Genomic DNA, 13,676 nt, shown 5'->3' with positions numbered 1-13,676 from the left:
CGGCTCGACGAAGACCCGAGAATGGCCGGAAGAAGGCGTGACAGAACCCGCTCGGATGATCATGAGTCGATCAGGAGCACACGGCGATCAGGGGGCGAACGGCATGGGAACGGTCCGGCACCTGGAGATCGCGCAGGCCCTGCGGGCGGCGATCCTGTCCGGCGAGTACCCGGTGGGCGCCCGGCTGCCCTCGGAGAGCGACCTCGCGGCCCGCTGGTCGGTCTCGCGCGGCACGGTCCGCCAGGCCGTCGCGGCCCTCGCGGCCGAGGGGCTGATCGGCTCCAGCCAGGGCGCCCGGCGGATCGTCCTGCGCCACGAGCGCCGGCACGGCTTCGGGGAGCTGAACAGCTTCGCGCAGTGGGCCGAGGGGGTCGGGCACGAGGCCCGCAGCCGGTTCCTGTCCCGGACCCGGCGGCCGGCGACGGCGCGGGAGGCGGAGCGGCTCGCCCTGGCGCCGGGCACGGAGGTGCTGGCCGTGCTGCGGCTGCGGCTGCTGGACGGGGAGCCCACGATGGTGGAGCGGACGGCGTACGCCGACTGGGTCGCGGCGGCCGTCGAGGCCCTCCCGGACGACTGCCGCTCGGTGATGGACAGCCTGGCGGCGGACGCCGGGATCACCGCCCACTACGGCGAGCACCTCATCGACGCCCTCCCGGCCGGCAGCGAGGACGCCCGCCTGCTGGAGGTCCGGCGCGGCAGCCCGCTGCTGCGCCAGCGCCATGTTTCGGCCACCCGCACGGGCCGCCCGATCGAGTGGTCCGACGACCGCTACCGAGCGGGAAGCGTCACCTTCAGTGTGAGCAACTCGGCGGTAGCAACCCCCTTGGAGCGCCACCCGGGCGCCGACCGCTGAGCCGAACCTCTGACAGGGCACCACCGCGCGTAGCAGGATGGTCCCGGGCCGGTGGCGGTGGGCAACAGCCCGGTCGGGAAGGGGGGTTGGCGTGGCGGAATACCTCGTCCGGGAGGGGCGCTGGGCGCTGTGGCTGGTCTGCGGGTGCTATCTGGTGGTGGTGTACATCACCAGCCGGGGGCTGATCGCCGCTCCCCGCTACCGCATGCTCCAGGCCCGCATCCACGACTGCCGCGCCCGGGCCGACGTGTGCGCGGCCGGGCCGGGGGGCCGGTCCGCCGCCCTCGGGGCGGTCACCGAACGGCTGGACCGGCTCGAACGGAACGGGCAGGTCGCCTGGCGGCTGCTCCCCCACCGCTGGGTGGTCGCCATCCCGCTCTCCAAACTCGCCTCCGCCTGGCGGGTGCTGCACGAGGCCGAGAGCCAGCTGCTGCGGCTGGAGGAGCCCGGGGAGATCACCCTGCGCGTCCACGCCCTGCGGCTGCGGCTCGCCTCGGAGCCCGACCCGACCCTCCGCCCGCTCGCGGCCGAACTGGCGCCGCGCCCCGGCGACGCCGCCGCCGAGCGGGCCCTGCTGATCGCCGTCACCGAACAGCTGTCCCGGCAGGAGGACGAGGCCTTCGAGCGGGAGTACGAGCTCCAGCGGATCGCCCTGTGGCTGGCGCTCACCGGCCTCGGCGCGGTCCTGCTGATCGGCCTGGTGCTCGACCACCGCCTGTCGCTGCTCCTCGGCGGGCTGGGCGGGTTCCTGTCACCCCTGATCGGCGTGATGCGGGCGCAGCGGCCGGCGTCCTGGGGCGTCCTCGTGCTGGCTCCGGTCGGCGGTGCGCTGGCCGCGCCCGGCGGGCTGCTGCTGGTGCGGATGCTCGCCGACCCCGAGCTGAACCTGCTGGGCCAGGTGTTCCTGGACAACTCCTGGGGGGCGTCGGCGCGGCCGATCGCCCTGGCGATCGCCCTCCTGTTCGGCTTCTCGGGCACCCTGTTCTCCCGCCTCGCCCTCGCGGCGACCGGCCAGCTGATGCCGGTGGCCGGCCGCGCGGCCCCCCGCTCCGGCATCCCGGCCCAGCCCCCGGCCCCGTCGGCGCCGCCCGGGCCGACGGGTCGGCGGATTCCGTAGCACCGGCCCACCGCGGACCGCCCGTCCGGGGCCTGATGGCATGATCGGCACGTGATGAGTGAAGCCCGCCCGTCCGGTACGACGAGGTACGTCCTGTTCGACGTCGACGGCACGTTGATCGACGCCCTGGACAACCAGCGCCGGGTCTGGCGGACGTGGGCGCGGCGCCACGGCCTGGACCCCGACGAGGTCCACCGGGTGGCGCTGCGCACCCGGCCGGTGGAGACCTTCGCCCAGGTGGCTCCCGACCGGGACCCCCTGGAGTGCCTCGCCGCGCTGCACGCGTTGGAGGACGAGGACGTCCGCACCGGCGTCTACGGGGCTTTCGACGGCGGCCCGGAACTGCTCGCCGCCCTGCGGCCCGGCACCTGGGCGCTGGTGACGTCGAACTACGAGCACCGGGTGCGCGGCCGTTTCGCGCGGACGGGCCTGCCGGTCCCGGAGGTCGTGGTGGACGCGGCCGCCGTGGAGGAGGGCAAGCCCTCGCCGGTGCCGTACCTGCGCGCGGCCTCGCTGCTCGGCGCCCGGCCGCAGGACTGCCTGGTCGTCGAGGACGCCCCCTCCGGGGTGCGGGCCGGGCTGCGGGCCGGGATGACGGTGTGGGGCGTCAACACCGTCACCGCGGTGGACGGCGTACACCGCCACTACGGCACTTTGCGCGAAGCGGTCGCCGACATCCTCGCCTTCGCCTCGGGCTCCCTCCCCGCGCACCCGGCGTGACCGGGCCCGTCGCGTAGGCCGTGTCTTCCGGATCTCGCCTGACCCGACCGGGCCGCCGGGGGCCCTCCTACAGCCGGCGCAGGCGGCGCTGGGCGGCGGCCGCCGCGAGGCGGGCCGCGCGGGCCGCCCGGTCGGCCTCGCGGTGGCGGGCCTCCGCCTCGGACACCGCGGCGTACGCGCTGTCCCGCGCGGCCCGCGCCTGTTCCGCCTCCCCCAGCAGCCGCTCGACGGCGGCGTCGGCGTCGGCCGCGCGGGCCACGGCGTGCTGCCGGGCCACCTCCGCCAGGCGCAGCTCCTCCTCACGGGCGGAGACGGCCCACGCGGCGTCCTCGGCGGCGGCCCGGGCCGCGGCGAGCCGGGCCGCGCGGGCGGGGTCGGCGGGGGGCTCGGGCTGCGCGGCCGTCCCGGGCCCGCCTGACTCCGGCTCCGGCCCGGACCCCGACCCCGGCTGCGGAACGGGTTCCCGTCCGGACTCCGGTTCCGGCTCCGGCCCGGGCCACGGTTCCGGTTCCGGTTCCCGTACGGGCCGGGTCGGGGGGCCGGGGAGGGGCAGCGCCACGGCCGGGTCGACCGCGGGGAACTCCGACACCGGCTCGGGGGCCCGTACCAGCCGGCCCGAGGCCCACTCCCGGGCGGCGTCCGGATCGGCGAGGACGGCGTGCAGGATCCGCTCCAGCTCCCGCACCACCGCCTCGGAGACCGGGGTCCCCGCCTCCTCGGCCAGCCGCGCGGCCTCCCGCGCGAGGGCCCCGATCACCACGTGCTGCTGGTGCGAGAGGTCACGCAGCCGTTCCCCGTCCAGGGAGCGGTGCGCCGCCCGCAGGGTCTGCCCCAGCTGGAGGAACTGCTCGGTCTCGTCGGGCTTGGCCCGTACCAGCGTGTTGGACGCCCAGGCCGCGAGGGTCGGCCGCCGCAGGGCCGCGATCCGCTTGGCCGCCGCGGGGTCCCCGGCCTCCTTCACCCGGGCCGCGGCCTCGTCCCGCGCCGCCGTGAACCCGGCCGGATGGGGCAGGTACAGCGCGTCGACGATCTCGTCCAGATCCAGTTCCGCATCGGCATCCACGCGCCCCACTGTCCGCCATGGCCACCCGCCCGGGGCGCCCGCGCCCCACGGCCACGCGGGTGAATGGCGCCGGGCCGCCGGTTCCCGTGCCGGGCGCGGCCCGTTGGAGGGGCGTGAACGGCCCGCCGCTCCCCCGCATCCGCTCCACGGTCCGCGACGGGGTCCTCTCCGTCAGCCTGGCCGGGGAGTTCGACCACTACAGCTGCGCCCCGCTGCGCGTCCTCCTCGACGGGGCTCCCCCGCTCGGCGCCCGGCTCCTCGTCCTCGACGCGGCGGAGGTCGAGTTCTGCGACTCGGCCCTGCTGGACGTCCTGGAGCGGTGGTCCCGCGGCGGCCGCCGCTGGGAGCTGGCCGCCGCCTCCCGGCCGGTGCGCCTGCTGCTGGAGCTCTGGAACCGGGTGCGTGCCCCGCTGCCGCCGGTCAGTGCCCCACTGCCGCCGGTCAGTGGTCCGCCGCGGCCGGCTCGACGATCCGGCCGTCGCGCAACTCGACCACCCGGTCGGCGAGTTCCATCAGCTGCGGATCGTGGGTGGCGACCAGGGCCGTGACGCCCTCGCTGCGGACGACCGCGCGCAGCAGCCGCATGATGGAGCGGCCCGTCTCGGAGTCCAGCTGGCCGGTGGGCTCGTCGGCGATGATCAGGGCGGGTTCGTTGGCGAGGGCGCGGGCCAGGGCGACGCGCTGCTGCTGACCGCCGGAGAGTTCCCCGGGGCGCTGTGCGGCGTGTTCGGCGAGGCCGACCAGGGCCAGCAGCGTGCGGACGCGTTCCTCACGCTGCTGTGCGGGGACCTTGCGCATGCGCAGCGGGACGCCGACGTTCTCGGCGGCGGTGAGCACCGGGATCAGTCCGAACGACTGGAAGACGAAGCCGATCCGGTCGCGGCGCAGCGCGAGGAGGCCGCTCTCGTCGAGGGTGGAGAGGTCGGTTCCGTCGAGTTCGACGGTGCCGCCGCTGGGGGTGTCGAGGCCGCCGGCCAGGTTGAGCAGGGTGGTCTTGCCGGAGCCCGACCGGCCCTTGAGCGCGGTGAGTTCGCCGCGCCGCGCCTCGAAGGTGACCCCGCGCAGGGCGTGTACGGCGTTCGCCCCGCTGCCGAAGCTCCGGTGCAGGCCGCGCACCGCCAGCATGGGCGGTGCGGCGTCCGCGAGCGCGGCGTCCGCGCGGCCGGCCCCCTCCGCCGTGGACTGTCGGTCCGGTTGCTGCGTCATGGTGGGCTCCCCCTCGGCCGGCGCTGTTCCCTACCTTCGCGTCCGAATTTGCTCATCTGTCACATCAATCACGCAAGTACCTTCCTCTCGCCGACCGGATCTGACACCATCGTCCGCTATCCGGTGCCCTTGGTCCGGTTCGGGGGGAAGGAACAGGCACATGATCGGCTTTGTCGTGCGCCGGCTGCGCGGACGACTGCCGCTGGCCGCCGCCGTATTGCTCACCGCGCTCATCACCACCACCACGCTGACCGCCCTGCTGGCGTTCACCCGGGGCGTCGGCGACGCCGGCCTGCGACAGGCGCTGACCGGCCCCGCCGGCCGGGCCGGCACCGCCGTGGTCCTCACCGGCGAGCACGCGCTGACCGCCCGGGCCGGCGACGACGCGGCCGTACGGGGCTTCGCGCAGGACCTGTTCGGGAGCGTGCCCGTCGGCGTCGAGAACGTGGCACGCAGCCGCTCGTACGGCCTGCCGGGCCCCCGCACCCCCGGCCGGGAACCGGACCTCACCCTGCTCGCCGCCCTCGACCCCGGCCGCGCCCGGCTCCTCGCCGGCCGGTGGCCCGACGCCGCGGGGGACCGCCCGGGCCGCGTCCAGGTGGCCGCGCCCGAGGCCGCGCTGAACCGGCTCGGCCTGGGCCGGCAGGCCCTGCCCGCCGAGGTACGGCTGGAGGACCGCTACGGCGGGGCGCCGCTGGACGTGCTCGTCACCGGCGTCTACCGGGCGGCCGAGCCGGACTCCCCGTACTGGCGGCTCGATCCCCTCGGCGGCCGCGAGGTGCAGGTCGGCTCCTTCACCAGCTACGGGCCGCTCCTCGTCCACGACTCCGCCTTCACCGGCGGCGCCCTGGTCCAGAACAGCCGCGCCACGCTGCTGAGCCCCGACTTCCGCGCCGCCCGCGCCGCCGACCTCGACCGGCTGCGCCCCCTGGCACCCGAGACCGACACCAAGGGCCCCGCCGGGCTCACGGTCACCACCGGGCTCAAGGACCACACCGCGGCGCTGACCACGGGACAGCGGGTGGCCCGCTCCACCCTGCTGGTCGGCGCGCTCCAGACGGCCGTCCTGGCCGGGGCCGCCCTGTTGCTGGTCGCCCACCTGCTGACGGAGCGCCAGGAGCCCGAGCGGGTCCTGCTCACCTCGCGCGGCGCCTCCCGCCGCCGGCTCGGGACGCTGTCGGCGGCCGAGGCGCTGCTGCTCGCCCTGCCCTCGGCGGTCCTGGCCCCGCTGCTCACCCCGCCGCTGCTGCGCCTCGCGGGCCACTACGGGCCGCTGTCCAAGACCCCCGTCGAGACCGGCGGGGCGTGGCTGCTGTGGCCGGCCGCGGCGGCCTGCGCGCTCGCGTGCGTCCTGCTGACCTCCCTGCCCGCCGTGCTCCGCGGGACCGCGGCGTCCGTGCTGCGGCGGGCCGGGCGCCGCGCGGCCGTGGTGTCGGGGGCCGCCCGCTCCGGACTGGACCTCGCGGTGGTGGCGCTGGCCGTCCTCGCCTACCGCCAGCTGGACCGCTACAGCGGCGCCCCGTCCGGCCCGGGCGACGGAGCCGGCGTCGACCCGGTGCTGGTGGCCGCCCCCACCCTGGCGCTGTGCGCGGGCACCCTCCTGGTGCTGCGCCTGCTGCCGTTCGCGGCGCGGCTCGGCGGCCGGATCGCCGCCCGGGGCCGCGGGCTCGGCCCGGCGCTCGTGGGCTGGCAGCTCGCCCGGCGCCCGGGGCGGGCCACCGGCCCGGTCCTGCTGCTGGTGCTGTCGGTGGCCAGCGGGGTCCTCGCCCTCGGCCACCACACCGCCTGGTCCGCATCGCAGCGCGACCAGGCGGAGTTCGCCACCGCCGGGGGCCTGCGGATCACCGGCAGCGAGGTCGCCGCCGCCGGCCGGGCCGGGCGGTACGCGTCCCTGCCGGGCGGCGACCGGGTCATCCCGGTGGTGCGCTCGGCCCACGGACTGCCGGGCGGGGCGGACGGGGAGCTGCTCGCGCTGGACGCCGCCGCCGTCGCCCGGCGGGTGCCGCTGCGGGCCGACCTGCGGGACGGGCGGCCCATGGAGGGGCTGTTCGCCCCGCTCGCCGTCGACGCCCCCGGCAGCGCGGGCATCGTGCTGCCGGGCCGGCCCCAGCGGATCGACGTCGAGGTGTCGGTACGGGCCGTCGGCGCGAGCGGCTCCGCCCGGCTGGGCGTCCTGCTGCGCGACCGGTTCGGGCTGACCTACCGGGCGCCGGTCGAGACGCTGCCGGAGAACGGCGAGCACACCTTCTCCGTGGACGTCGCGAAGCTCGCCGGGGCCCCGCTCGGGACCGCCGCCGAACCCCTGTCCCTCGCGGGGCTCGCCCTGTCGTACGGGTCGGACAGCGGCTGGTACCGGCCCGAGGGGAAGGCCGCGGTCGAGGCGGAGGTGGAGCTGCGCCGGGTCTCGGCCGCGCAGACCCCGGACGGTCCGGCCAGTCCCGTGCGGGCTCCCGCGCCCGCCTGGAACCTGGTGTCCCCGGTACTGGACGGGAACGGCCCGGCCGCCCGGCTGCTGCCTGCCGACGGGGCGCTGATGCGGCTGCGGTACGCGGGCGCCCCCGTGGGGAGCTACGCCCTCAGCCTCACCAGCGCCCCGGCCGCCGCCGAGCTGCCGGGCATCGCCACCCGCGCCTACCTGGCCGCCGTCGGCGCCCGGGTCGGCGACCGGATCCCGGTGCCGCTCGGCTCGGCCACCGTCCCGGTGCGGGTCACCGCCGCCGTCGCGGCCCTGCCCGCCGCCGGCGAACGCGCGGTGGCCGTCGACCTCGCCACCGCCGGGCGGCTGCTCGCGGCCACGGACGGGCGGGCCCTGCCGGCCGCCGACGAGTGGTGGCTGCCCGCGGCATCCGCCGCCGACCCCGTGCCCGCACGGGCCGCCGCCGAGCTGCGCGCCGGCGCCGGCTCGCACCGGCTGCTGCTGCGCGAGGAGGTGGCCGCCGGGCTGCTGGACGACCCGCTGAGCGCCGGCCCCCGCATCGCGTTGGCCGCCCTGGCCCTGTCCTGCGCCGTCCTGGCCGCCATCGGCTTCGCCGCCTCCTCGGCGGCGGCCGCGCGCCGGCGGGCCCGGGAGTCCGCGGTCCTGCTGGCCCTCGGGGCGCCCCGGCGGGGCCTGGCCCGGGCGGCCGCCGCCGAGGGGCTGGTCCTCGTCGCGCTCGGGACCGCGGTCGGCCTGGCGGTGGGCGCGGCGATCGTGCACCTGACGGTGCCGCTGACGGTGCTCACCCCGGCCGCGCGGCGCCCGGTCCCCGAGGTCCTGGTGGACCTGCCGGCCCTGCGGACCCTGCTCCTGGCCGCCGCCATCGCCGCCGTCCCGCTGCTGTCGGCCGTGGCCGGCGGGCGCGGCGACCGCGCGTCCCGGGGCGCCGCCGCCCGCCTGCGCCCCGTGGAGGAGATATGACCGGCCCGACCACCGACCCCCGTACCACCGCGCCGCGGGGCCGCGGCGGGGCCGGCTGGGTGCGGACGCGGCTGCGCGCCGCTCCCCTGGCCACGCTCCTGTCGGCCGTACTGGTCTTCGTCTGCGTCCTGCTGGCCACCGCGCTGCCGCGCGCCCTCGACCGGGGCGCCGACCGGGCCCTGCACGCCTACCTGGCCGAGCAGGGCCCCGAGCGGACCAGCCTCACCGCCACCGCCCCCACCGGGCAGGGCCGGACGGGCGGGGACCTCGCGGCCTCCCTGGACCACGTGCTGGCCGCCCTGACGGCCGCGGTGGGACCGGGCTACCGCCTGGCGGACTCCGGTCCCGTGTACGGCGTCCGCGCGAAGGACGCGCGGCCCCTGGCGGGGCCCGGACTGGCCCGCCCGTCGGACGTCGCGCCCAACCTGGGCCTGCTGCACCTGCCCCGGATCGCCTCGCACGCCCGGCTGGCCGAGGGCCGCTGGCCGTCCGGCGGCAGCGGCGGGGGGACCCTCCCGGTCGCCCTGTCCAAGAGCGCCGCCGACAGCATCGGCGCCAAGGTGGGGTCGGTCCTGGAGGGCTCCTCCGGCATCGCCCCGCCGATGAGCGTCGAGGTCGTCGGGCTGTTCGCGCCGGCCGACCCCGCCGACGCCTACTGGAGCGACACCGCCTCCAGCTGCTTGGTGCGGGCCTGCCTCAAGTGGGACGAGAAGCACGAGAAGTCCTGGTGGGACGCGGCCGCTCTGGTCGGCCCGGAAGGGATCGAGCGGCTGGCGGGCTGGGGAACCCGCGCCACCGACTTCTGGCGGCTCCCGGTGGACACCGGCGCCCTGCGCACCGACCGGCTGCCCGAGGTCGGCGGACGGATCGCCTCGTACGTGGCCGGTCCCACGGCCACCCGGCTGGTGGCCGAGACCGGCCGCGGCGACCTCCTGATCGCCTCCGAGCTGCCGAAGCTGTTCGCCGCCGCCGAGGCCCGCCGGCAGGCCGCCGCGCCGCTCGCCGCGATCGGGCCGGCCGGGGTCGGGGGCGTCGCCCTCGTGGTGTTCTGCCTGGCCGCCGGGCTCACCGGTGACCGGCGGGAGGCCGAACTGGCCCTGCTGCTGGCCCGGGGCGGCTCCCGCGCGGGCGTCCTGCGCCGGCTGCTGGGCGAGGGGGCCGTCACCGTGCTGCCGGCCGCCGTGCTCGCCGCGGCCCTCGGCGTCCTGCTGCTGCCGGCCCCCCGGCCGGCGCCCGGCCTGCTCGCGGCCGGGGCCGTCGCCCTCGCGGCCCTGCTCGCGTTCCCGGTACGCGCCTGCGTGCTGCTGTCGGCCCGGCGCGCGGCCGCACCCCGGCGCAGGCTGGTGGCGGAGCTGCTGGTCCTCGCCGCCACCGCGGCCGCCGTCGCCGAGGTCCGCCGGCGCGGGGTGGCCCCGGCCGGTACCGGGCTGGATCCGCTGCTCGTCGCCGCCCCGCTGCTGATCGCCCTGTCCGGGGGGCTGCTGCTGGCCCGGATCCAGCCCCCGCTGGCCCGGCTGGCCGCCCGGGCGGCGGGACGCGGGCGGGGCCTGACCGGCTTCCTGGGGCTGGCGCGCGCCGCCCGGGGGAACGCGGGCGGCGCGCGGCCCTCCGTACTGCCCCTGGTCGCTCTGCTGCTGGCGGTGACCACGGGCGGGTTCGGATCGGCCGTACTGGCCTCCGTGGACGGGGCCCGCCTGCAGGCGGCACGGGGCGACGTCGGGGGCGACGCGCATGTGGCGACCCCGCTCGGGGAGGCGCTGACGCCGGAGTTCCTGCGGGCGGCCGGCGCGCTGCCCGGCGTACGGACTTCCCTGGGGGTGTGGACCGACCGGGACGCCCTGCTGACGGCGGACGACCCGACCGGCACCCACGTCCGGGCGGTGGTCGCCGATCCGGCCGCCTACGCCGAGCTGTCCGATGCCGCCGGCCGGGGCCGGTTCGACCCCGCCCGGCTCGCCCGGGGCGGTGCCGACGCCGCCGTCCCGGTGCTGATCAGCAAGAACCTCTCCGGGAAGGACGCCGGGGGCGAGTTCCGGCTGCGCGTCGCGGGCGGCGTCGAACTGCGGGCCCGGCCGGCCGGCCCGGTCGAGGGGACCCCCGCTGAGCCGTCCGCGGAGGCGGCGGTCGTGGTGGTGCCGGACTGGGCCGTCGCCGGCCGGGTGCCCCAGGCGGCGCACCCCAACCACTGGTTCGCCCTCGGGGCGGTCGACGAGGACCGGCTGCACGAGCTGGTCCGCGCCCACGCGCCGGCCTCGGTCGCCGAGCGGACCTTCGTCCACACCAGCGCGGGGGTCTCCGCGCAGCTGGCCGGCGACCCCCTCCAGCAGGCGGCCGGGCAGCTGTTCTGGACCTCGCTGGCCGCGGCGGCAGGCTTCGCGCTGCTGTCCGTGCTGCTGACCCTGGTACGGGCCGCCCCCGAGCGGGCCGCGCTGCTGGCCAGGCTGCGGACCATGGGCCTGCGGCCACGGCAGGGCGTGGTGCTCGTCCTGACGGAGTCGCTGCCGCAAGTGCTGGCGGCGCCGCTGGGCGGTGCCGTGACGGCGGTCGCCGCGATAGCCCTGCTGGGCCCGGCGGTCGACCTGTCGACGCTGGTCGGCGCCACCGTGCCGGCCGGGCTGGGGCTGGGGCTGCGGCCGGTGCTCGTGCAGGCGCTGGGCCTGGCGGGACTGGTGGCCGCGGCCGTGCTCGCGGAGGCGGCGGTGAACGGCCGGCGTCAGATCACCACCGAGTTGAGAGCGGGAGACCGACGTTGAACACCGAAGCGCCCACGTACGAGGAGCTGCGGCGCCAGGCCCTGGCGGCCGCCGAACCGCGCCGGCACGCCGCCGGCACGGCTATCGCCTGCGACCGGCTGGTCCGCATCTTCACCAGCGACGGGGTCGAGGTGCAGGCGCTTCAGGGGCTGGAGCTGACGGTGGCCCAGGGCGACCTGGTGGCCCTGGTCGGGGCCTCCGGCAGCGGCAAGTCCACCCTGCTGAACATCCTCGCGGGGCTGGACGTGCCCACGGCCGGCACCGCGACCGTGGGCGGCTACGACCTGCTCGAGATGTCCGCGCGCGACCGGCTGCGCTACCGGCGCGAGACGGTGGGGTTCGTCTGGCAGCAGACCGCGCGCAACCTGCTGCCGTTCCTGACGGCTGCGCAGAACATCCTCCTGCCGATGCAGTTGAAGGGCGGCGGGCGCGGCGCCCGGGGGCGGCGGGCGGCACGGGTCGCGGAGCTGCTGGAGGCGCTGGAGATCGGCGACCTCGGCGGCCGGCGCCCCGCCGAGCTGTCCGGCGGGCAGCAGCAGCGGGTGGCCATCGCCGTGGCCATGGCCAACGACCCGACGGTGCTGCTGGCCGACGAGCCGACCGGCGAGCTGGACTCCGAGACCGGTGCGGCCGTCTTCGAGGCCTTCCGCACCGTGAACCGGGAGCTGGGCGCCACCGTGGTCATCGTGACCCACGACCCGATGGTGGCGGGCGAGGTGCGCCGTACGGTGGCCATCCGCGACGGCCGCACCAGCAGCGAGGTGCTGCGCCGCACGGTCACCGACGAGCACGGTACGGAGTCGGTCAGCGAGCGCGAGTACGTGATGCTGGACCGGACCGGCCGGGTGCAGCTGCCGCGCAAGTTCCTGGAGGCGCTCGGCATGGAGCACCGCGTCGCCGTCGACCTGGCCGCCGACCGCATCGAGGTCCGGCGCGACGACGCCGACGGGCCGGCCGGAGCGTGACCGGACGACGCCTCCCGGGGCCTGCAGCGTTCACCGTCCGGACCGGCGCCGGGGGTTGGTGCGTCACTTCCGCGGCCCGGGTGTCGTTAGGGGCTCGGGGCTGAACCGGGGGGCGAAGGGATGACGTAATGCGGCAGTTTCCTCTGCAGATGCACCACATGGAGCCGGGGCGCCTGGTCGAGTGGCGGTTGCGGGCCGCCGCCGGGGCGCCGGGACCGGACCGGGGTGACGAGGCCGGCAAGAAGGCGTCCTTCAACCAGGACAAGCACTTCACCGTCGCCGAGGAGAGCCGCGCGGAGGACGATCCCATGGCGTCCTACGTGGCCGTCACCTTCGAGATCGACGAGCCCCTCGACGAACCGGCCCTGGCCGGGGCCCTGCTGGCCTTCGTCCGCCGGCACGAGGTGCTGCGCTGCGAGTTCCTGCGGCTGGCCGGGGAGCTGTCCTGCGAGCCCCTCGCGCCCGAGGTCCTCTCCCTGGAGGCCCACCCCGTCGCCGAGTTCGACGACGTGGAGCGCCAGCGCGAGTTCCTCGCGGAGCGGTTCACCCGCAGCATCGACACCCTGTCGTGGCCGCTGTTCACGATGGGCGCGGTGCTGCGCCCGGACTCCGCGACGGTGTACCTCGCCTTCGACCACATCGTCTGCGACGGCATGTCGATGCCGGTCGTCGTCCACGACGTGCTGACCTGCTACGAGGCGCTGCGGCGCGGGCAGGAGCCGGTGCTGCCGCCCGCGCCCAGCTACCTGGACTTCGCGGACGCGCAGCGCCGCCGCTACCTGTCGATCGGGGCGGACGACGAGCGCCTGGACTACTGGAGGTCGTTCACGGCCCGGGGCGGGGAGTTCTTCCCGCGCTTCCCGCTGGACCTGGGCGTGGAGCCGGACCGGATGTACCCGATCGTCAACGAGGCGTCCACGCTGCTGGACGCCGCCGAGACGGAGGTCTTCGAGAAGGTGTGCGGGCAGGCCGGCGGCAAGCCGTTCATGGGGCTGCTCGGCTCGGTGGGCGTGTGCCTGCGCGAGGCGGGCGGCCCCGGGGTGTACCGGGGGTTCATGCCGGTCAGCGAGCGCGGTCGGGAGGACTGGAACAACTCGGTGGGCTGGTTCGTCAACACCCTGCCGATCGAGTTCGACGCCTCGCCGGGCAAGGACTTCGCCCAGGTCATGGGCGAAGTGCGGGCCGGGTTCGGCGAGATGATGCGCCACCTCGACGTGCCGTTCGTGCGGGCCTGGCAGCTGCTGGCGCCCGAGGAGTTCGCCGGCCGGTCCTGGCCGTACCCGGTGAACTTCTTCTCGTACATCGACATGCGCCGCTGCCCGGGCGCCGGCCGGCACGACGACTGGCGGCCCGCGACGCATGTGTGGTCGGCGCGGGCGAACGGGACCTGTTCGTGGTTCCAGCGGGACACGGACGGGCTGCACATGAACTCGCTGTACGTGGACACCCCGGCCGCGCGGCGCACGATGGGCGACTTCCAGGAGGCGCTGCGGCTCACCGTGCAGAGCGTGGCGCGCACCGGCGGTTTCCGCAGGCCGGTGGCGCTGACGGCGCCGCGCCGGCCCGAGCCGGCGGTGGCGCGCGTCAGGAGGTCCTGATGAC

10 protein-coding genes are annotated in these 13,676 nt (G+C 77.2%); 8 read left to right on the top strand and 2 right to left on the bottom strand.

Translation table 11 applies throughout. The features are described from left to right. Positions 1-103 precede the first annotated feature (103 nt). The 3 genes from ABD973_RS30685 (at position 104) to ABD973_RS30675 (ending at position 2,690) form a co-directional block, all read left to right on the top strand. Positions 104-853 (top strand): GntR family transcriptional regulator, encoded by a 750-nt coding sequence (locus ABD973_RS30685; RefSeq protein WP_125820085.1) that lies wholly within the window; start codon positions 104-106, stop codon positions 851-853. A gap of 91 nt (positions 854-944) precedes the next feature. Next, positions 945-1,970, top strand: coding sequence for a hypothetical protein (locus ABD973_RS30680; protein WP_345503403.1), 1,026 nt, complete (start codon positions 945-947; stop codon positions 1,968-1,970). Between the two features lie 54 nt (positions 1,971-2,024). After that, the gene (locus tag ABD973_RS30675) at positions 2,025-2,690 is read left to right on the top strand and encodes an HAD-IA family hydrolase (protein WP_206436473.1); all 666 of its coding nucleotides are present in this window, start codon (positions 2,025-2,027) and stop codon (positions 2,688-2,690) included. A gap of 67 nt (positions 2,691-2,757) precedes the next feature. On the opposite strand, the gene ABD973_RS30670 is transcribed toward ABD973_RS30675, so the two are convergent. Further along, complete coding sequence (locus tag ABD973_RS30670; RefSeq protein WP_345503401.1) at positions 2,758-3,753, bottom strand: hypothetical protein; 996 nt, start codon at positions 3,751-3,753, stop codon at positions 2,758-2,760. Positions 3,754-3,770: 17 nt separating this feature from the next. On the opposite strand from ABD973_RS30670, the gene ABD973_RS34840 reads away from it, so the two are divergent. After that, positions 3,771-4,301, top strand: coding sequence for an STAS domain-containing protein (locus ABD973_RS34840; protein ID WP_125820089.1), 531 nt, complete (start codon positions 3,771-3,773; stop codon positions 4,299-4,301). On the opposite strand, the gene ABD973_RS30665 is transcribed toward ABD973_RS34840, so the two are convergent. Continuing rightward, the gene (locus ABD973_RS30665) at positions 4,195-4,959 is read right to left on the bottom strand and encodes an ABC transporter ATP-binding protein (RefSeq protein ID WP_345503399.1); all 765 of its coding nucleotides are present in this window, start codon (positions 4,957-4,959) and stop codon (positions 4,195-4,197) included. The genes ABD973_RS34840 and ABD973_RS30665 overlap by 107 nt on opposite strands. 160 nt (positions 4,960-5,119) lie before the next feature. Here ABD973_RS30665 and ABD973_RS30660 point away from each other — a divergent pair, with 160 nt between their 5' ends. The 4 genes from ABD973_RS30660 (at position 5,120) to ABD973_RS30645 (ending at position 13,672) form a co-directional block, all read left to right on the top strand. Beyond that, positions 5,120-8,356, top strand: a complete 3,237-nt coding sequence (locus ABD973_RS30660; protein ID WP_345503396.1) for an FtsX-like permease family protein — start codon at positions 5,120-5,122, stop codon at positions 8,354-8,356. Beyond that, positions 8,353-11,109: a hypothetical protein gene (locus ABD973_RS30655; RefSeq protein WP_125820092.1), complete on the top strand. Its 2,757-nt coding sequence runs from the start codon at positions 8,353-8,355 to the stop codon at positions 11,107-11,109. The genes ABD973_RS30660 and ABD973_RS30655 overlap by 4 nt, the downstream gene beginning before the upstream one ends. Next, positions 11,106-12,074, top strand: a complete 969-nt coding sequence (locus ABD973_RS30650; RefSeq protein WP_125820093.1) for an ABC transporter ATP-binding protein — start codon at positions 11,106-11,108, stop codon at positions 12,072-12,074. Before ABD973_RS30655 ends, ABD973_RS30650 begins: the two co-directional genes overlap by 4 nt. Positions 12,075-12,202: 128 nt before the next feature. Further along, the gene (locus ABD973_RS30645) at positions 12,203-13,672 is read left to right on the top strand and encodes a condensation domain-containing protein (protein ID WP_125820094.1); all 1,470 of its coding nucleotides are present in this window, start codon (positions 12,203-12,205) and stop codon (positions 13,670-13,672) included. Positions 13,673-13,676 lie beyond the last annotated feature (4 nt).

The sequence above is a fragment of the Streptomyces racemochromogenes genome (assembly GCF_039535215.1).
Taxonomy (GTDB): Bacteria; Actinomycetota; Actinomycetes; order Streptomycetales; family Streptomycetaceae; genus Streptomyces; species Streptomyces racemochromogenes.
The sequence above is the reverse complement of the archived record's forward strand: the minus strand, read 5'-3'. Positions and strand labels throughout refer to the sequence as shown.

Excerpts from the sequence above, each read along its gene's own strand:
- ABD973_RS30685 (WP_125820085.1), top strand. The coding sequence starts at position 104 with ATGGGAACGGTCCGGCACCTGGAGATCGCGCAGGCCCTGCGGGCGGCG.
- ABD973_RS30675 (WP_206436473.1), top strand. The coding sequence starts at position 2,025 with ATGAGTGAAGCCCGCCCGTCCGGTACGACGAGGTACGTCCTGTTCGAC.
- ABD973_RS34840 (WP_125820089.1), top strand. The coding sequence starts at position 3,771 with ATGGCCACCCGCCCGGGGCGCCCGCGCCCCACGGCCACGCGGGTGAAT.
- ABD973_RS30665 (WP_345503399.1), bottom strand. The coding sequence starts at position 4,959 with ATGACGCAGCAACCGGACCGACAGTCCACGGCGGAGGGGGCCGGCCGC.
- ABD973_RS30660 (WP_345503396.1), top strand. The coding sequence starts at position 5,120 with ATGATCGGCTTTGTCGTGCGCCGGCTGCGCGGACGACTGCCGCTGGCC.
- ABD973_RS30655 (WP_125820092.1), top strand. The coding sequence starts at position 8,353 with ATGACCGGCCCGACCACCGACCCCCGTACCACCGCGCCGCGGGGCCGC.
- ABD973_RS30645 (WP_125820094.1), top strand. The coding sequence starts at position 12,203 with ATGCGGCAGTTTCCTCTGCAGATGCACCACATGGAGCCGGGGCGCCTG.